This is a genomic window from Enterobacter sp. AC1, from assembly GCF_050434705.1.
Lineage (GTDB): Bacteria > Pseudomonadota > Gammaproteobacteria > Enterobacterales > Enterobacteriaceae > Enterobacter > Enterobacter cloacae_L.
Window position 1 is genome coordinate 155,206 of the sequence record NZ_JBNDIZ010000002.1, and the last position, 17,669, is coordinate 172,874.

General features: G+C 55.3%; 14 protein-coding genes, 1 pseudogene and 1 other annotated feature. Of the genes and pseudogenes, 9 read left to right on the forward strand and 6 right to left on the reverse strand.

Going from position 1 to position 17,669, the window contains the following annotated elements; all coding sequences use genetic code 11:
* Positions 1–126 precede the first annotated feature (126 nt).
* The 4 genes from M2433_RS05615 to acrA form a co-directional block, all read right to left on the reverse strand.
* Complete coding sequence (locus M2433_RS05615) at positions 127–345, reverse strand: HHA domain-containing protein (RefSeq protein WP_008499287.1); 219 nt, start codon at positions 343–345, stop codon at positions 127–129.
* Between the two features lie 27 nt (positions 346–372).
* Positions 373–747, reverse strand: a complete 375-nt coding sequence (gene tomB, locus M2433_RS05620; RefSeq protein ID WP_008499288.1) for an Hha toxicity modulator TomB — start codon at positions 745–747, stop codon at positions 373–375.
* A 510-nt stretch (positions 748–1,257) separates the two neighbouring features.
* The gene (acrB, locus tag M2433_RS05625) at positions 1,258–4,404 is read right to left on the reverse strand and encodes a multidrug efflux RND transporter permease subunit AcrB (protein ID WP_429053632.1); all 3,147 of its coding nucleotides are present in this window, start codon (positions 4,402–4,404) and stop codon (positions 1,258–1,260) included.
* Between the two features lie 22 nt (positions 4,405–4,426).
* Positions 4,427–5,620 carry a multidrug efflux RND transporter periplasmic adaptor subunit AcrA gene (acrA, locus tag M2433_RS05630; RefSeq protein WP_023310601.1) on the reverse strand — a complete coding sequence of 398 codons (1,194 nt, stop codon included), beginning with the start codon at positions 5,618–5,620 and terminating at the stop codon, positions 4,427–4,429.
* 140 nt (positions 5,621–5,760) lie between these two features.
* On the opposite strand from acrA, the gene acrR reads away from it, so the two are divergent.
* Positions 5,761–6,414, forward strand: coding sequence for a multidrug efflux transporter transcriptional repressor AcrR (gene acrR / locus M2433_RS05635; protein WP_429053630.1), 654 nt, complete (start codon positions 5,761–5,763; stop codon positions 6,412–6,414).
* Positions 6,415–6,526: 112 nt separating this feature from the next.
* The gene (gene mscK / locus M2433_RS05640) at positions 6,527–9,874 is read left to right on the forward strand and encodes a mechanosensitive channel MscK (RefSeq protein ID WP_429053627.1); all 3,348 of its coding nucleotides are present in this window, start codon (positions 6,527–6,529) and stop codon (positions 9,872–9,874) included.
* A 10-nt stretch (positions 9,875–9,884) separates the two neighbouring features.
* Here the strand turns inward: mscK and rsmS are convergent.
* Positions 9,885–10,083 (reverse strand): annotated as a pseudogene (rsmS, locus tag M2433_RS05645) (pleiotropic regulatory protein RsmS).
* 14 nt (positions 10,084–10,097) lie between these two features.
* Positions 10,098–10,625: a primosomal replication protein N'' gene (gene priC, locus M2433_RS05650; RefSeq protein WP_047347248.1), complete on the reverse strand. Its 528-nt coding sequence runs from the start codon at positions 10,623–10,625 to the stop codon at positions 10,098–10,100.
* 50 nt (positions 10,626–10,675) lie between these two features.
* Between priC and M2433_RS05655 the strand changes: the two genes are divergently transcribed.
* From M2433_RS05655 to adk, 7 genes are all read left to right on the forward strand, one after another.
* Entirely contained in the window at positions 10,676–11,053 is a 378-nt protein-coding gene (locus M2433_RS05655; protein ID WP_429053624.1) for a DUF454 family protein, read from the forward strand.
* A 151-nt stretch (positions 11,054–11,204) separates the two neighbouring features.
* Complete coding sequence (gene apt, locus M2433_RS05660) at positions 11,205–11,756, forward strand: adenine phosphoribosyltransferase (RefSeq protein WP_429053622.1); 552 nt, start codon at positions 11,205–11,207, stop codon at positions 11,754–11,756.
* Between the two features lie 88 nt (positions 11,757–11,844).
* Complete coding sequence (gene dnaX, locus M2433_RS05665; protein WP_429053621.1) at positions 11,845–13,770, forward strand: DNA polymerase III subunit gamma/tau; 1,926 nt, start codon at positions 11,845–11,847, stop codon at positions 13,768–13,770.
* Positions 13,100–13,164 (forward strand) — a sequence feature (DnaX frameshifting element). Its footprint overlaps the gene before it by 65 nt.
* A 54-nt stretch (positions 13,771–13,824) precedes the next feature.
* Positions 13,825–14,157: a YbaB/EbfC family nucleoid-associated protein gene (locus tag M2433_RS05670; protein WP_003858972.1), complete on the forward strand. Its 333-nt coding sequence runs from the start codon at positions 13,825–13,827 to the stop codon at positions 14,155–14,157.
* Positions 14,157–14,762, forward strand: coding sequence for a recombination mediator RecR (gene recR / locus M2433_RS05675; RefSeq protein ID WP_008499298.1), 606 nt, complete (start codon positions 14,157–14,159; stop codon positions 14,760–14,762). Before M2433_RS05670 ends, recR begins: the two co-directional genes overlap by 1 nt.
* Positions 14,763–14,872: 110 nt before the next feature.
* Positions 14,873–16,747 carry a molecular chaperone HtpG gene (htpG, locus tag M2433_RS05680; protein WP_429053617.1) on the forward strand — a complete coding sequence of 625 codons (1,875 nt, stop codon included), beginning with the start codon at positions 14,873–14,875 and terminating at the stop codon, positions 16,745–16,747.
* A gap of 196 nt (positions 16,748–16,943) precedes the next feature.
* Entirely contained in the window at positions 16,944–17,588 is a 645-nt protein-coding gene (gene adk, locus M2433_RS05685; protein ID WP_006809841.1) for an adenylate kinase, read from the forward strand.
* Positions 17,589–17,669 lie beyond the last annotated feature (81 nt).

The following is a 17,669-nucleotide window of genomic DNA, read 5'->3' on the forward strand; positions in this document are numbered from 1 at the left end:
GCGTCACAACATTGTTGCTGAAGAACACGTTTTACACGGAAACCTGGCCTGGGCACAGGGAGCATAACGGGATAGGTATATACAGCTTATAACGTGGCGTAGAACTCTACAGACACCCTTCAAACATTAACGGACAAATTTCCACACAGAAGTAGGGATTTTGTCGTACAGCTTATTCATTGTCAGCTCAGCAAGACGATGGTCAGCGGCTGAATAAAATACCGCCAGTTCATTATCAGAAAGCTCGTATTTATTCTTTTCAATGACGCGCTCGAGCGTGTCAATTGACTGACAACGTCGCAAGCGCATCAAATAATCGATCTTTGTGAGTGGTTTATCAGACATAAATTCACCTTAGTAATTGTAATAATTTTAACAGGAAAGACTAACCGGGTTAGCTCTGCTCACGTTGACGAAACAGCGGAATAGCCGGTTTCCCGATTTACGCCATTTTTGCAAATCCTGGGCGTTAATGCCGTAACTGCTGAACAACATAAAGGTGTCGTCCAGGTATTCATCAATTTGCTCAATGAGCTTATTATCTTCATTGTACTTAATTTTATAATTAAGTGCGAAGGTTGCGATATGCTCTATCAGCTCATTCAACTGTAAATTGATGGCAGACGTTGGGTCGTTTACCCAGCCATGGTTACTTTCATCAAGATTGGCAAGGCAGTCATGGTACAAGGATTCGCAGAGAAATTTCAACTGCGCGATATCATGCCTTTTTGGCGAGTACTCGTCCATAGCGCATCCCCTTCTGAGTGATTTCTTACTCACCGAACATCAATGTCGGGATGGATACAACATACTTAGCCGCACGGGTGCTGTGTTCCTGATAACTCTAACTATAAGCCACTCGCTTCAAGATTTCATCGCGCTATTACGAAAAATTACAAATAAAACCGCAGACTGCGAGCGTACAGGCAATTGTTCGTCCAGGACTGAACTTTTTATCCAAATTAACAATGGATTTTTATCGCTTCCTTACGTTTCATTAGCTTAGCTTAAACGATGAGAAAAGTTCTGATTCGGACTTTTCTTTGTTTGAACTTCTTATTAGGAATATTCCTAATAGCTTAAGCGGAGAAATGAAATTAAAAAAATCCTGAATTCACCGATTAAGTTATCAGTTAATTATGATATGTCTAATTAAGATGGCAGAAAATAAATAAAACCACAATAAGCGTAATTTATGATTTTTTCTGAAAATGAAAAAGGCCGCTAATGCGGCCTTTTTATCATGTGAAACCGGTATCAGTGAGGTTTTACCGAATGACTGTGCTCAATATCTTCATTCTTACGGCTAAAGCGGCGGCGAACCACCACGAAGAACACCGGTACGAAGAAGATAGCCAGTACGGTCGCGGTGATCATACCGCCCATAACGCCTGTACCTACCGCGTTCTGCGCACCGGAACCCGCACCAGAGCTGATAACCAGCGGCAGTACGCCGAGGATAAACGCCAGTGACGTCATCAGGATTGGGCGCAGACGCATACGAACCGCCTCAAGCGTCGCCTCAATCAGGCCTTTGCCTTCTTTCTCCATCAGATCTTTGGCGAATTCAACGATAAGTATCGCGTTCTTCGCCGACAGGCCAATGGTTGTCAGCAGGCCTACCTGGAAGTAAACGTCGTTGGTCAGTCCACGGAACGTTGCCGCAAGCAGCGCACCGATAACCCCGAGTGGAACCACCAGCATTACGGAGAACGGAATCGACCAGCTCTCGTACAGTGCCGCCAGACACAGGAAGACCACAATCAGTGAAATGGCGTACAGGGCAGGGGCCTGGTTACCGGACAGACGTTCCTGATAGGACATACCGGTCCAGTCATAGCCGATACCCGAAGGCAGCTTGCTCGCCAGCTCTTCCATCAGGTTCATGGCTTCACCGGTGCTTCGGCCCGGCGCTGCCTGACCCAGGATCTCCATAGACGGCAGACCGTTATAGCGTTCCAGACGCGGTGAACCGTATTCCCAGCGTGACGTTGAGAACGCCGAGAACGGAACCATCTGACCATTGCTGCCGCGCACGAACCAGTTGTTAATATCGTTCGGCAACATACGGTACTGCGCCTCTGACATCACGTACACTTTCTTCACACGACCGCGGTCGATGAAGTCGTTTACGTAGCTACCGCCCCAGGCCGCGCCCAGCGTGGTATTGATGTCACTGATGGACACGCCCAACGCCTGGGCTTTCTCCTGATCGATGTCGATTTTGTACTGCGGCGTATCTTCCAGGCCGTTTGGACGCACGCCGACCAGCAGGTCAGGGTGCTTAGCGACTTCGCCAAACAGCTGGTTACGCGCCTGCGTCAGTTTTTCGTGACCCAGACCGCCCTGGTCAATCAGCTGGAAGTCGAAGCCGGTCGCGGTACCCAGTTCAACAATCGCTGGCAGGTTAAAGGCGAAGACCATCGCATCTTTAATCTGCGAGAAGGTGCCCATTGCACGGCCGGTGATGGCTTCGACCTTGTTCTCTTTGCCTGGACGTTCAGACCAGTCTTTCAGAGAGACGAAGGCAATACCGGTGTTCTGACCGCGACCCGCAAAGCCAAAGCCGTTAACCGCAAACACGGACTCAACGTTGGCTTTCTCTTTGGTGAGGTAGTAATCGGTCATCTCATCCAGCACTTTCTGGGTACGCTCTTGCGACGCACCCGCCGGAAGCTGGGCCATACTCAGGAACACGCCCTGGTCTTCGTCTGGCAGGAAGGAGCTTGGCAGACGAACAAACAGGTAAGCCATGCCCACTACGATGATGATATAGAGCAGCAGATAACGACCGGTGCTGCGCAGGATGTTGCCTACGCTGTCGGTGTAGTGGTGCGTGCTCTTATCAAACATGCGGTTAAACCAGCCGAAGAACCCTTTATGCTCGCCATGGCCGCCTTTCTGAATCGGCTTCAGCATGGTGGCACACAGGGCTGGCGTCAGGATCAACGCCACCAGTACCGACAGCGCCATCGCAGAAACGATGGTGATGGAGAACTGACGGTAAATCGCACCGGTGGAGCCACCGAAGAAGGCCATCGGGATAAATACCGCAGACAGTACCATCGCGATACCGACCAGCGCGCCCTGAATCTGACCCATTGATTTACGAGTCGCTTCCTTCGGCGGCAGACCTTCCTCCGCCATGACGCGCTCGACGTTCTCTACCACCACGATGGCATCATCCACCAGCAGGCCGATGGCGAGCACCATCCCGAACATCGTCAGGGTGTTTATCGAGTAGCCAAATATCGACAGGATCGCGAAGGTCCCGAGCAATACCACCGGCACGGCAATCGTTGGGATAAGCGTTGCGCGGAAGTTTTGCAGGAACAGGTACATCACCAGGAATACCAGGATGATCGCCTCGACCAGCGTTTTAACCACTTCATGAATCGAGATTTTGACGAACGGCGTGGTGTCATACGGGTAAACGATTTTCAGACCTGACGGGAAGAAAGGTTCCATTCTCTTCAGTTCTGCACGGATAGCCGTGGCGGTGTCCAGGGCGTTAGCGCCTGTTGCCAGTTTGATACCCAGACCGGAAGCCGGCTTGCCGTTATACTTCGCGATGATGTCGTAGTTCTCACCGCCCAGTTCCACTTTTGCCACGTCGCGCAGGCGAACCTGCGAACCGTCCTGATTCACCTTCAGCAGAATTTTGCTGAACTCATCGGCCGAGGTCAGACGGGTCTGCGCGATGATTGAGGCGTTAAGCTGCTGGCCTTTCACCGGCGGCGTACCGCCTAACTGACCGGCTGCCACCTGGGCGTTCTGCGCTTTAATCGCGCTGATCACGTCAACCGGCGTCAGCTGGAAGTTGTTCAGTTTGTTCGGGTCCATCCAGATACGCATCGCGTACTGGGAACCGAACAGCTGCACGTCACCCACACCGGAAGTACGGCTGATAGCGTCCTTCATATTGGCGCCCACGTAGTCGGAAATATCCTCCTGCGTCATGGTGCCGTTGGTGTTAATAACGCCGACAACCATCAGGAAGCTACTGGACGATTTCTCGACGCTCACGCCCTGCTGTTGTACTTCCTGCGGCAGCAAAGGCATCGCCAGCTGCAGTTTGTTCTGCACCTGAACCTGCGCAATGTCAGCGTCAGTACCTGACTGGAAGGTCAGGGTGATCTGAACTGTACCGGTAGAGTCACTGTTTGAGGACATGTACATCAGGTTATCGATACCGTTCATGTTCTGTTCGATAACCTGAGTGACGGTGTCCTGCACCGTTTTCGCATCAGCCCCCGGGTAGGTTGCGGAAATTGTCACCGCCGGTGGCGCAATCGTTGGATATTGCGCTACAGGCAGCTTCAGGATCGCAAGTCCCCCGGCCAGCATGATGATAATGGCGATCACCCATGCAAATATGGGGCGATCGATAAAGAAATTAGGCATGTCTTAACGGCTCCTGTTTAAGTTAAGACTTGGTTTGTTCTGACTGGCCAGCGGCCGAAGCTTGTTGTTTATCGTCAGATTTCACTTCCTGTGCTTTAACCTGCGCGCCAGGACGAACTTTTTGCAAACCAGTAACAATCACGCGATCGCCATCTTTCAGACCTTCCGTCACCAGCCATTTATCGCCAATCGCCTGGGTTGCGGTGATATTGCGGGTTTCGACTTTGTCATCTGCCCCAACAACCAGTGCGCTCGCATCGCCGCGTGGCGTACGGGTCACACCCTGCTGTGGAACCAGAAGGGCGGTTGGATTCGTGCCTTCTTCCAGACGCGCGCGAACAAACATACCTGGCAGCAGATTTTTGTCAGGGTTCGGGAAAATCGCACGTAAGGTGATGGAACCGGTGGTCTGGTCAACCGTCACGTCAGAGAATTCCAGCGTACCTTCCTGCGGGAACTTGATACCGTCGTTGGTAATCAGCTCCACTTTGGCTTTGCCGTTTTCCTGTTTCAGGGTGCCGTTAGCCAGCTCCTGTTTCAGGCGCAGGAAATCATTGCTGGACTGCGTCACGTCGACGTAGATCGGATCAAGCTGCTGTACGGTCGCCAGCGCAGTGGTCTGACCGTTCTGCACCAGTGCCCCTTCCGTGACGGAAGACTTACCAATACGACCGCTAATAGGGGAGGTCACTTTGGTATAGGCCAGGTTAATGCGGGCGGTTTCGACTGCCGCTTTGGCTGCCACGACGGCCGCGTTAGCCTGCTGGGCATCCGCCAGGGCTGTATCGTAATCCTGTTGGCTGATGTATTTAGTACCAAGCAGTTTTTGATAGCGGTTCAGCGTCAGCTGGGCAATTTTGGCCGCGGCCTGTGCTTTTGCCAGGTCACCTTTGGCGCTTTCATATGATGCCTGATAGGTTGCTGGATCAATCTGATACAGAGACTCACCGGCCTTCACATCACCGCCTTCGGTAAAGTTACGTTTCAGGATAATGCCGCTAACCTGAGGACGAACTTCCGCAATGCGGTACGCATTTGTGCGGCCTGGTAATTCGGTGGTGATTTGTAGAGGTTCAGATTTGAGCGTCACGACGCCTACTTCTGGCGCCTGCTGAGCTCCTTGTTGAGCCGGTTTGTCGTCACATCCTGTTAGCGCTAAGCTGCCTGAGAGCATCAGAACGACCGCCAGAGGCGTTAACCCTCTGTTTTTGTTCATATGTAAACCTCGAGTGTCCGATTTCAAATTGATCAAGGGTCCTGAGTCTAAAACCCATTGCTGCGTTTATATTATCGTCATGCTATGGTACATACATTCACAAATGTATGTAAATCTGACTCCTGTAAATTCACGCACCTATGGCACGAAAAACCAAACAACAAGCGCTGGAAACCCGACAACACATTCTGGATGTGGCAATACGTTTGTTTTCTCAGCAAGGTGTTTCGTCAACCTCGCTGGCGCAGATTGCTCAGGCTGCCGGTGTAACGCGGGGTGCGATTTACTGGCATTTTAAAGACAAGTCAGATCTGTTCAGTGAAATCTGGGAGCTTTCAGAGTCCAGCATTAGCGATCTCGAGAGTGAGTATCGGGCAAAATTCCCCGACGATCCACTCTCAGTATTGAGAGAAATATTAGTATATATCCTTGAAGCGACGGTAGTTGAAGAACGTCGCAGATTAATGATGGAAATTATCTTTCATAAATGCGAGTTCGTTGGCGAAATGGCGGTGGTGCAGCAGGCGCAACGTAGCCTTAGCCTGGAGAGCTATGACCGCATTGAACAGAACCTCAACCAGTGCATGCAGGCAAACCTGTTACCGGCTAATCTTTTGACCCGCCGGGCGGCTATCCTGATGCGCAGCTACATTTCTGGCCTGATGGAAAACTGGCTGTTTGCCCCCCAATCCTTTGACCTGAAAGAGGAAGCCCGCAGCTACGTGGCGATTCTACTGGAAATGCTACAGCTCTGCCCGACGCTGCGCGGTGACGCATCTTCGCTGACTGCCTGAGCGGTTCCAGGATTTATCTCAGAGGCTCACGTTCGCGCTATTCTGCTTCAGGCGAGCGTGATATTCTTCACGCCGGACTATTTTCGGTCGTCTTCTGACATCACTCACAACTATGCTGCCCATCAATCGCTCGCAACATCCTGTTTTTGCATTGCTCTTTGCGATGCTGTTTTTCTTCGCCACGGCGCCGCTGACCTGGGCCCGCGCCGACAACAGCAATGACATTCCCTCGCGCAGCGATGTTCAGTCGCAGCTCGATACGCTCAACAAGCAAAAAGATCTCTCTGCGCAGGATAAGCTTATCCAGCAGGATTTGACGGAAACGCTGGAAACGCTCGATAAAATTGACCGCGTTAAAGCAGAAACCACGCAGCTTCGCCAGAAGGTGGCGCAGGCCCCAGAAAACATGCGCAAAGCGACGGAATCGCTGAATGCCCTGAGCGACGTGGATAACGACGACGAAACGCGCAAGACGCTCTCGACGCTCTCCCTTCGCCAGCTGGAGTCGCGCGTCGCGCAGTTACTCGACGACCTGCAAACCGCCCAGTCCGACCTCGCAACGTATAACAGCCAGCTTGTCTCCCTGCAGACCCAGCCCGAGCGCGTGCAAAACCTGATGTACGCCGCGTCTCAGCAGCTGCAGCAAATCCGCAACCGCCTGAACGGCACGACGGTGGGGGAAGGCACGCTGCGTCCAACGCAGCAAACGCTGTTGCTGGTTCAGCAGACGTTGCTCAACGCGCAAATCGAACAGCAGCGTAAAAGCCTGGAAGGGAATACGGTGCTGCAGGATACGCTGCAGAAACAGCGTGATTACGTCAACGCGAACATTAATCGCCTGGAACACCAGCTCCAGCTGTTGCAGGAGGCGGTTAACAGCAAGCGCCTGACGCTGACGGAAAAAACCGCTCAGGAGGCCGTATCGCCTGACGAAACCGCCCGCATTCAGGCCAATCCGCTGGTGAAGCAGGAGCTCGAGGCTAACCATCAGCTTAGCCAGCGCCTGATCGTGGCGACGGAAAGCGGCAACTCGCTGGTTCAGCAAAATATCAAAGTCAAAAACTGGCTGGACCGCGCGCTGCAGGCTGAACGCAATATCAAAGAGCAGATAGCGGTCCTGAAAGGCAGCCTTCTGCTGTCGCGTATACTCTACCAGCAGCAGCAGACGCTACCGTCCGCCGATGAGCTGGAAGACATGACCAACCGCATTGCGGATTTACGTCTTGAACAATTTGACGTCAACCAGCAGCGCGACGCCCTTTTCCAGAGCGATGCCTTTGTCGCCAAAATTGAAGAGGGGCACTCCAGCGACGTGAACCCGGAAGTGCACGACGCGCTGCTCCAGGTCGTTGACATGCGTCGCGAGCTGCTGGACCAGCTCAACAAACAGCTGGGCAACCAGCTGATGATGGCCATTAACCTGCAGATCAACCAGCAGCAGCTGGTGAGCGTTTCGAAAAGTCTGCAGGAGATCCTGACCCAGCAGATCTTCTGGGTAAACAGCAATAAACCGATGGACTGGGACTGGATTAAATCTTTCCCCGAAACGCTGAAAACGCAGATCAAGAGCATGAAAATTACCGTGAACTGGGAGAAAGCCTGGCCCGCGGTGACGATTGCCCTGCTGGCGGGGTTACCGCTGCTGCTGATTGCGGGCCTGATCCGCTGGCGTCTGGGCTGGCTTAAAAAATACCAGGCGAAGCTGGCGTCCGAAGTGGGGCAGTTGCGAAACGACAGCCAGCTCCATACGCCAAAAGCGATTCTGATCGATCTCATTCGCGCCCTGCCGGTGTGCCTGATTATTCTGGCGGTGGGCCTGATTCTGCTCACGATGCAGCTCAACGTCAGCGATTTGCTGTGGGCGTTCAGTAAAAAACTGGCGTTGTTCTGGCTGGTGTTCGGCGTCTGCTGGAAGGTACTGGAAAAAGACGGCGTGGCCGTGCGCCATTTCAACATGCCTGCACAGCTGACCAGCCACTGGCGTCGTCAGATTGTACGCATCAGCCTGGCGCTCCTGCCGCTGCACTTCTGGTCGGTTGTCTCAGAACTTTCCCCGCTGCATCTGATGGATGACGTGCTGGGCCAGCTGGTCATTCTGCTGAACCTGCTGCTGATTGCTATCCTGATGTGGCCGATGTGCCGCGACAGCTGGCGTGATAAAGAGTCCCACAATATTCGTCTGGCCACCGTGACGGTACTGGCGATCATTCCGCTGGCGCTGATGGTGCTCACGGCAACGGGCTACTTCTATACCACGCTGCGCCTGTCCGGACGCTGGATTGAAACGGTCTATCTGGTGATCGTCTGGAACCTGCTCTATCAGACCGTGCTGCGCGGCCTGAGCGTGGCAGCGCGCCGCATTGCCTATCGCCGCGCCATCGCGCGTCGTCAGCATCAGGTGAAAGAGGGGGCCGAAGGGGCAGAGCCACAGGAAGAGCCGACCATCGCGCTGGAGCAGGTTAACCAGCAGACGCTGCGTATCACCATGCTGGTGATGATTGCCCTGTTTGCCGTGATGTTCTGGGCTATCTGGTCCGATCTTATTACCGTTTTCGCCTATCTCGACAGTATTACCCTCTGGCAATACAACGGAACTGAAGCCGGCGCGGCGGTCATGAAAAGCGTGACCATGGGTAGCCTGCTGTTTGCACTGGTGTCGTCGGTCGTGGCCTGGGCGCTGATTCGCAACCTGCCAGGCCTGCTGGAAGTGCTGGTCCTGTCGCGTCTGAACCTGCGTCAGGGGGCATCGTACGCTATTACCACGATCCTCAACTACGTCATCATCATTGCCGGTGCGATGACGGTCTTTGGCTCGCTTGGCGTCTCCTGGGATAAACTCCAGTGGCTGGCGGCCGCCCTCTCGGTCGGTCTTGGTTTTGGCCTGCAGGAGATCTTCGGTAACTTTGTGTCCGGCCTGATCATTCTCTTTGAACGTCCGGTACGTATCGGCGATACCGTCACCATCGGCACCTTCTCCGGTACGGTCAGCAAGATCCGTATTCGTGCCACCACCATCACCGACTTCGATCGCAAAGAGGTGATCATCCCGAACAAAGCGTTTGTGACCGAGCGTCTGATCAACTGGTCGCTCTCCGATACGGTAACGCGCGTGGTGATCCGCCTGGGCGTCGCCTATGGATCGGATCTGGAGAAGGTGAAAGAGGTGCTGCTGAAGGCGGCGTCAGAACATCCGAAAGTGATGCACGATCCTGCCCCGGCGGTCTTCTTCACCACGTTTGGGCCGAGCACGCTGGATCACGAGCTGCGTTTATACGTGCGCGAGCTGCGCGATCGTAGCTACACGGTGGATGAACTGAACCGTTCTATCGATCGCCTGTGTCGTGAAAACGATATTAATATCGCCTTTAACCAGCTTGAGGTTCACCTGCGCAACGAGAAAGGCGATGAGCATACGGAAGTGAAGCGTGAGATTAAGGGTGACGATCCCACTCCTGCCTAATCTATTTCCCTCAGCCCTCAGGGGCGAGGGAACGATTTTCTCCCTCTCCCTCAGGGAGAGGGCTGGGGTGAGGGTAATTTCCCCTCAAAATCCCGCCGCACAATCTCCAGCGCTTTAAGCACCGTCTCGGCGGGGATCTCATGATTCTCCAGCAGCATAATCAAATCGACGGCCAGTTTGACCTCATCGGGTGCATTTTCCAGTGACATGAGTCGGGCTCCTGTTAACGGGTCAAACGTTCAATGACGCGTTCAATCTCGTCCAGCGCCTGACGGCAGCGGACGATGCGTCCTTCGAGCGCGCTAATCTCGCGCATCAATAGCTGCTGCTCTTCCAGCGTTTCGCTGTTGTTCAGCCGCACTTCGCGTTCGCGCTTCATCTCAAACAGCCGGCGTTCAAACTCCTGGTTCTCCAGCCGCTTGCGCTGCCATTTGGCAAGGCCCGGCGAGGCGCTGTCCCAGGCGCGCAGCGGCCAGGCGGCAATTTCGCGGTGCAGAGCGGTGATCTGCTCAGTGAGATGCTCCGCAAGCCACGTCACCTGTTCGTGCTGTTCACGCTCAACGGCATGGCGAAGCTCGTCGAGATGGGTCTGCGCTTCAGCGATATAATCCTCGATTACCGTGCTGCGGGTGCGAAAAAGCTGCCGGTCAAAGCGCGGCTTCAGCGTGGCGTGCCCCAGCAGAGGGGTGGCCTCGGCTCGCAGGGTGGTCAGCTGTTTTTGCAGCATCTCCAGAAGCAAGTCTGTTTTCAAGACGCTCTCCAGTGGTAAAGTAGCCGTTCAGTTTGATAACGATTCGCATTATGCAGCGTACTATTTTAATCATCATTGGCTGGCTTGCGGTAGTGCTTGGCACGCTGGGCGTCGTTTTGCCCTTGCTGCCGACCACGCCGTTTATCCTCCTGGCGGCCTGGTGCTTCGCCCGTTCGTCACCGCGTTTTCACCACTGGCTGCTCTACCGCTCATGGTTTGGCGGCTATCTGCGTCACTGGCAAAAACACCGGGCCATGCCGCCTGGCGCGAAGCCGCGCGCGATCGCGGTAATCATCATCACCTTCGCAATTTCATTATGGATGGTGAAAATGATGTGGGTGCGGATCCTGCTGCTGGGCATTCTCACCTGTCTGCTTATCTTCATGTGGCGGATCCCCGTGGTTGATGAAAAGCAACAAAAGCACTGAAGCCTCATCATGGCTGTTGCAATTATCACGCGCAGCCAGTAAATTCGACCGTTTTCGAGCACTGGTGCGCCTGGTTAAAGGTTAAACAATTGTTACCTTTACCGACTCGTCGCGCGCCGTGAGTAACACTGTTTCATTTAGGCACAAACCGATGACCGCAACTGCACAGCAGCTTGAATATCTGAAAAACAGCATCAAAAGCATCCAGGACTATCCAAAGCCTGGCATTCTTTTCCGTGATGTCACCAGCTTGCTGGAAGACCCGAAAGCGTACGCGCTCAGCATTGAACTGCTGGTAGAGCGTTATAAAAACGCCGGGATCACCAAAGTAGTAGGTACCGAAGCCCGTGGCTTCCTGTTTGGCGCACCGGTTGCGCTGGCAATGGGCGTGGGTTTTGTGCCGGTGCGTAAACCGCGCAAACTGCCGCGTGAAACCATCGCGGAGAGCTACGAGCTGGAGTACGGCACCGATCAGCTGGAAATCCACGTTGATGCGATCAAGCCGGGCGACAAAGTGCTGGTGGTTGACGATCTGCTGGCAACCGGCGGGACTATCGAAGCGACCGTGAAGCTGATCCGTCGTCTGGGTGGTGAAGTGAGCGACGCGGCCTTCATCATCAACCTGTTCGATCTCGGCGGTGAACAGCGCCTGGAAAAACAGGGCATTACCAGCTACAGCCTGGTGCCTTTCCCGGGTCATTAATCCCGGTTTTCACAACCTCGCTCAATGGGTGAGGTTGTGATAGCATTCCCCTCCATAAATTCACCTTCCAGCGTTGCAGAGCCTGCCCATGAGTTATCAGGTGTTAGCCCGTAAATGGCGACCACAAACCTTTGCTGACGTTGTCGGTCAGGAGCATGTGCTGACGGCCCTGGCGAACGGCTTGTCGCTAGGTCGCATCCATCACGCTTATCTTTTCTCCGGCACCCGCGGCGTCGGTAAGACCTCTATTGCCCGTCTGCTGGCGAAAGGTCTTAACTGCGAAACCGGGATCACCGCTACGCCCTGCGGCGTGTGCGATAACTGCCGCGAGATCGAGCAGGGGCGTTTTGTCGATCTGATCGAAATCGATGCCGCCTCGCGCACCAAAGTGGAAGACACTCGCGATCTGCTCGATAACGTGCAGTACGCCCCGGCGCGCGGCCGCTTCAAGGTCTACCTGATCGATGAAGTGCACATGCTGTCGCGTCATAGCTTCAACGCCCTGCTGAAAACGCTGGAAGAGCCGCCCGCGCACGTGAAGTTCCTGCTGGCGACCACCGATCCGCAAAAGCTGCCGGTCACGATCCTGTCGCGCTGCCTGCAGTTCCACCTGAAGGCGCTGGACGTTGAGCAGATCCGCGCGCAGCTTGAGCATATTCTTGATGAAGAGAAAATTGTCCACGAACCGCGCGCCCTGCAGCTGCTGGCCCGCGCGGCGGACGGTAGCCTGCGCGATGCGCTCAGTCTAACCGATCAGGCGATTGCCAGCGGTGACGGCAAACTCTCCACCGAAGCGGTCAGCACCATGCTCGGTACGCTGGATGACGATCAGGCGCTTTCGCTTATCGAAGCGATGATTGCCGCCAACGGGGAGCGCGTGATGTCGCAGGTGAATGCGGCCGCGGCCCGGGGTATTGAATGGGAAGGGCTGCTGGTTGAGATGCTCAGCCTGCTGCACCGCGTGGCGATGCTGCAGCTTTCTCCGTCGGCGATTGGCGCGGATATGGCCGCCATTGAACAGCGGATGCGTGAACTTGCCCGCACCGTGCCGCCTGCCGACGTGCAGCTTTATTACCAGACGCTGCTGATTGGCCGTAAAGAGTTACCGTTCGCGCCGGATCCCCGGATGGGCGTTGAAATGACGCTGCTGCGCGCGCTGGCGTTCCATCCGCGTATGCCGTTGCCGGAGCCTGAAGTGCCGCGGCAGTCTTTCGCGCCGGTCGCACCCACGGCGGTGATGTCGCCGCAGCAGGTACCCTCGCAGCCGACGCCGCCGCCGCAAAACGTGCCGCTGTCGGATGCCACCAGTTCGGTGCTTGCCGCACGCAGCCAGCTGCAGCGTGCGCAGGGAGTAACCAAACCAAAAAAGAGTGAACCGGCAGCGCCAGGAAGAGCGCGGCCGGTGAACAACGCCGCGCTTGAACGACTGGCCTCGGTGACGGAGCGCGTACAGTCGCGCCCTGCGCCGTCCGCGCTCGAGCAGAAAGCCCCGGTGAAAGAAGAGGCTTACCGCTGGAAGGCGACCACCATCATCGAAACGGTGAAGGAAGAGGTCGCCACGCCCAAGGCGCTGAAAAAGGCGCTGGAGCATGAGAAAACGCCGGAGCTTTCCGCGAAGCTTGCCGAAGAGTCTATTGCGCGCGACGCCTGGGCCGCCGAGGTCAGCAAACTCCAGCTGCCGAAGCTGGTGGAGCAGGTCGCGCTGAATGCCTGGAAAGAGCAGGACGGCAATCAGGTGCGTTTACACCTGCGTCCGGGTCAACGCCACCTGAATTCACCCGGTGCGCAAAAGGCGCTGGCCGAGGCGCTGGCCGCTTTACAGGGTTCACCGGTTGAATTGACTATCATTGAAGATGATAATCCGGCAGTGAAAACGCCGCTGGAGTGGCGTCAGGCCATTTATGAAGAGAAGCTCGCGCAGGCGCGCGAGGCGATTATTGCGGATAACAACATTCAGACCCTGCGCCGGTTCTTCGACGCCGATCTGGATGAAGAGAGTATTCGCCCCATTTGATCGTGAGTCTGACTTACGGTTGTAATCCTTAAACGTGAAAGAAGAGAGAAGCCTATGTTTGGTGGAAAAGGCGGTCTGGGTGGCCTGATGAAGCAGGCTCAGCAGATGCAGGAAAAAATGCAGAAGATGCAGGAAGAGATCGCTCAGCTGGAAGTCACGGGTGAGTCCGGTGCCGGTCTGGTCAAAGTGACCATCAACGGTGCGCACAACTGCCGTCGCGTTGAAATCGACCCGAGCCTGCTCGAAGACGACAAAGAGATGCTGGAAGATCTGGTTGCCGCCGCGTTTAACGATGCTGCGCGCCGTATCGACGAAACTCAGAAAGAGAAAATGGCCTCTGTTTCCAGCGGTATGCAACTGCCGCCTGGCTTCAAGATGCCATTCTGATGCAAACCAGTCCGCTGCTCACGCAGTTAATGGAAGCACTGCGCTGCCTGCCGGGCGTTGGCCCGAAGTCGGCGCAGCGCATGGCGTTTACGCTATTGCAGCGCGACCGCAGCGGCGGGATGCGCCTGGCGCAGGCTTTAACCCGCGCCATGTCAGAAATTGGTCACTGTGCGGATTGCCGTACCTTCACCGAGCAGGATGTTTGTAACATCTGTACGAACCCGCGTCGCCAGGAAAACGGTCAGATTTGCGTGGTGGAGAGTCCTGCGGACATCTACGCCATCGAACAAACCGGGCAGTTTTCTGGCCGCTATTTCGTGCTGATGGGGCATCTCTCCCCGCTGGACGGTATTGGCCCGGACGATATCGGTCTTGACCGCCTTGAACAGCGTCTTGAGTCCGAAACGATCAAAGAGGTGATCCTCGCCACCAACCCTACGGTGGAAGGGGAAGCCACCGCCAACTACATCGCCGAGCTGTGCTCGCAGTATGGCGTTGACGCCAGCCGCATCGCCCACGGCGTGCCGGTGGGCGGGGAGCTGGAAATGGTGGACGGCACCACGCTGTCCCACTCTCTGGCCGGACGTCACAAGATTATTTTCTGACCAAACGGAGGCTGCACGTGCGGCCTCCGCTTGAAAATTTCTCCCCTTATCCCCATCTCTCACTCAACGTTTTAAAACCCCATTAAATGGCATTGTTGAGGTCGACATAGATGAAAGGACAAGAAACCCGTGGTTTCCAGTCAGAAGTAAAACAGCTTCTGCACCTGATGATCCATTCCCTGTATTCCAACAAAGAAATTTTCCTGCGCGAGCTGATTTCCAACGCCTCGGATGCGGCGGACAAGCTGCGCTTCCGCGCGCTGTCTAACCCGGATCTGTACGAAGGCGACGGCGAGCTGCGCGTGCGCGTCTCGTTTAATAAAGAGAACCGCACCCTGACCATCGCCGATAACGGCATTGGGATGAACCGCGACGAGGTGATCGACCACCTCGGAACCATCGCGAAATCCGGTACCAAAGCGTTCCTTGAGTCCATGGGCTCTGACCAGGCGAAAGACAGCCAGCTGATCGGCCAGTTCGGCGTCGGTTTCTACTCGGCGTTCATCGTGGCGGATAAAGTCACCGTGCGCACCCGCGCCGCGGGCGACAGCGCGGAAAACGGCGTGCTGTGGGAATCCAAAGGGGAAGGCGAATACACCGTTGATGATATTACCAAAGCGGATCGCGGGACCGAAATTACCCTGCACCTGCGTGAAGGGGAAGACGATTTCCTGAACGACTGGCGCGTACGCTCCATCATCAGCAAGTATTCCGACCATATCGCGCTGCCGGTAGAGATTGAGAAACAGGAAGAGAAAGACGGTGAAACCGTGGTCTCCTGGGAGAAAATCAACAAGGCGCAGGCGCTGTGGACGCGCAACAAGTCTGAGATCAAAGACGACGAGTACAACGAATTCTACAAGCACATCGCCCACGACTTTACCGACCCGCTGACCTGGAGCCACAACCGCGTTGAAGGTAAGCAGGAGTACACCAGCCTGCTGTACATTCCGGCACAGGCACCGTGGGACATGTGGAACCGCGATCACAAGCACGGACTGAAGCTGTACGTCCAGCGCGTCTTCATCATGGACGACGCCGAGCAGTTCATGCCGAACTACCTGCGCTTTGTGCGCGGCCTGATAGATTCCAACGATCTGCCGCTGAACGTCTCCCGCGAAATTCTGCAGGACAGCACCGTCACCCGTAACTTGCGCAACGCCCTGACCAAACGTGCGCTGCAGATGCTGGAAAAACTGGCGAAAGACGATGCGGAAAAATATCAGACCTTCTGGAAACAGTTCGGCCTGGTGCTGAAAGAAGGCCCGGCGGAAGACACCGCGAACGTCGAAACGATCGCCAGACTGCTGCGCTTCGCCTCTACGCATACCGACTCCTCCGCACAGACCGTGTCGCTGGAAGAGTACGTCTCGCGCATGAAAGAAGGGCAGGAAAAGATCTACTACATCACCGCCGACAGCTACGCGGCGGCGAAGAGCAGCCCGCACCTCGAGCTGTTGCGCAAGAAAGGCATCGAAGTGCTGCTGCTTTCTGACCGCATCGACGAGTGGATGATGAACTACCTGACCGAGTTCGACGGTAAGGCGTTCCAGTCTGTCGCTAAGGCGGACGAGTCCATCGACAAGCTGGCGGATGAAGTGGACGAAAGCGCGAAAGAAGCCGAGAAGGCGCTGGAGCCATTCGTTGAGCGCGTGAAAACGCTGCTGGGCGAGCGCGTGAAGGAAGTGCGTTTCACCCACCGTCTGACCGATACTCCGGCTATTGTCACCACCGATGCCGACGAAATGAGCACCCAGATGGCGAAGCTGTTCGCTGCTGCGGGCCAGGCGGTGCCGGAAGTGAAATATATCTTTGAGCTGAACCCGGATCATCCTCTGGTGAAACGCGCGGCAGATACCCAGGACGAAGCCCGCTTTGCCGAGTGGGTTGAGCTGCTGCTGGACCAGTCTCTGCTGGCCGAACGCGGCACGCTGGAAGATCCCAACCTCTTCATTAAACGTGTGAATGCGCTGCTGCTGGCGTAAATAAACACCTACCCCTCACCCTGCCCTCTCCCCATAGGGGAGAGGGTTAGGGTGAGGGGGAATCAATCGCACTAACCCAAATAATCTCCCCCCGTTAACCGTTTCAGCCTTCCCGCCTTCCTTGAGCCGCACCCGTTCTGGTGGTATTGTTTAGCGCTTTTGAAAAATTGAAACGACATTTGAGGGGATTTTCGCAATGCGTATTATTCTGCTTGGCGCTCCGGGCGCGGGTAAAGGAACTCAGGCTCAGTTCATCATGGAGAAATACGGTATTCCGCAAATCTCCACCGGTGACATGCTGCGCGCCGCTGTTAAATCTGGCTCCGAGCTGGGCAAACAAGCGAAAGACATCATGGACGCAGGCAAGCTGGTGACCGACGAGCTGGTTATTGCTCTGGTCAAAGAGCGCATTGCTCAGGAAGACTGCCGTAACGGTTTCCTGCTGGACGGTTTCCCGCGCACCATTCCTCAGGCTGATGCCATGAAAGAAGCGGGCATCAACGTGGACTACGTTCTGGAGTTCGACGTACCGGACGAACTGATCGTTGACCGCATCGTTGGCCGTCGCGTACACGCTGCCTCTGGCCGCGTTTACCACATCAAATTCAACCCACCTAAGGTTGAAGGTAAAGACGACGTGACCGGCGAAGAGCTGACCACCCGTAAAGACGACCAGGAAGAGACCGTGCGTAAACGCCTGGTGGAATACCATCAGATGACCGCGCCGCTGATCGGTTACTACACCAAAGAAGCGCAGGCGGGCAACACGAAATACGCCAAAGTTGACGGCACCAAAGCCGTGGCTGACGTGCGTGCAGAGCTGGAAAAAATCCTCGGCTAATTGCACCACTCTCACCCGGGTTCTCCGGGTGAGAAATATTCTCATCTTACCTATTACAGCAATGGGTTCCGTTTAAACGCA

What these genes read in the sequence shown, in the direction of transcription:
- M2433_RS05615 (WP_008499287.1), bottom strand. Translation starts at nt 345, where the DNA reads ATGTCTGATAAACCACTCACAAAGATCGATTATTTGATGCGCTTGCGA.
- tomB (WP_008499288.1), bottom strand. Translation starts at nt 747, where the DNA reads ATGGACGAGTACTCGCCAAAAAGGCATGATATCGCGCAGTTGAAATTT.
- acrB (WP_429053632.1), bottom strand. Translation starts at nt 4,404, where the DNA reads ATGCCTAATTTCTTTATCGATCGCCCCATATTTGCATGGGTGATCGCC.
- acrA (WP_023310601.1), bottom strand. Translation starts at nt 5,620, where the DNA reads ATGAACAAAAACAGAGGGTTAACGCCTCTGGCGGTCGTTCTGATGCTC.
- acrR (WP_429053630.1), top strand. Translation starts at nt 5,761, where the DNA reads ATGGCACGAAAAACCAAACAACAAGCGCTGGAAACCCGACAACACATT.
- mscK (WP_429053627.1), top strand. Translation starts at nt 6,527, where the DNA reads ATGCTGCCCATCAATCGCTCGCAACATCCTGTTTTTGCATTGCTCTTT.
- M2433_RS05655 (WP_429053624.1), top strand. Translation starts at nt 10,676, where the DNA reads ATGCAGCGTACTATTTTAATCATCATTGGCTGGCTTGCGGTAGTGCTT.
- apt (WP_429053622.1), top strand. Translation starts at nt 11,205, where the DNA reads ATGACCGCAACTGCACAGCAGCTTGAATATCTGAAAAACAGCATCAAA.
- dnaX (WP_429053621.1), top strand. Translation starts at nt 11,845, where the DNA reads ATGAGTTATCAGGTGTTAGCCCGTAAATGGCGACCACAAACCTTTGCT.
- M2433_RS05670 (WP_003858972.1), top strand. Translation starts at nt 13,825, where the DNA reads ATGTTTGGTGGAAAAGGCGGTCTGGGTGGCCTGATGAAGCAGGCTCAG.
- recR (WP_008499298.1), top strand. Translation starts at nt 14,157, where the DNA reads ATGCAAACCAGTCCGCTGCTCACGCAGTTAATGGAAGCACTGCGCTGC.
- htpG (WP_429053617.1), top strand. Translation starts at nt 14,873, where the DNA reads ATGAAAGGACAAGAAACCCGTGGTTTCCAGTCAGAAGTAAAACAGCTT.
- adk (WP_006809841.1), top strand. Translation starts at nt 16,944, where the DNA reads ATGCGTATTATTCTGCTTGGCGCTCCGGGCGCGGGTAAAGGAACTCAG.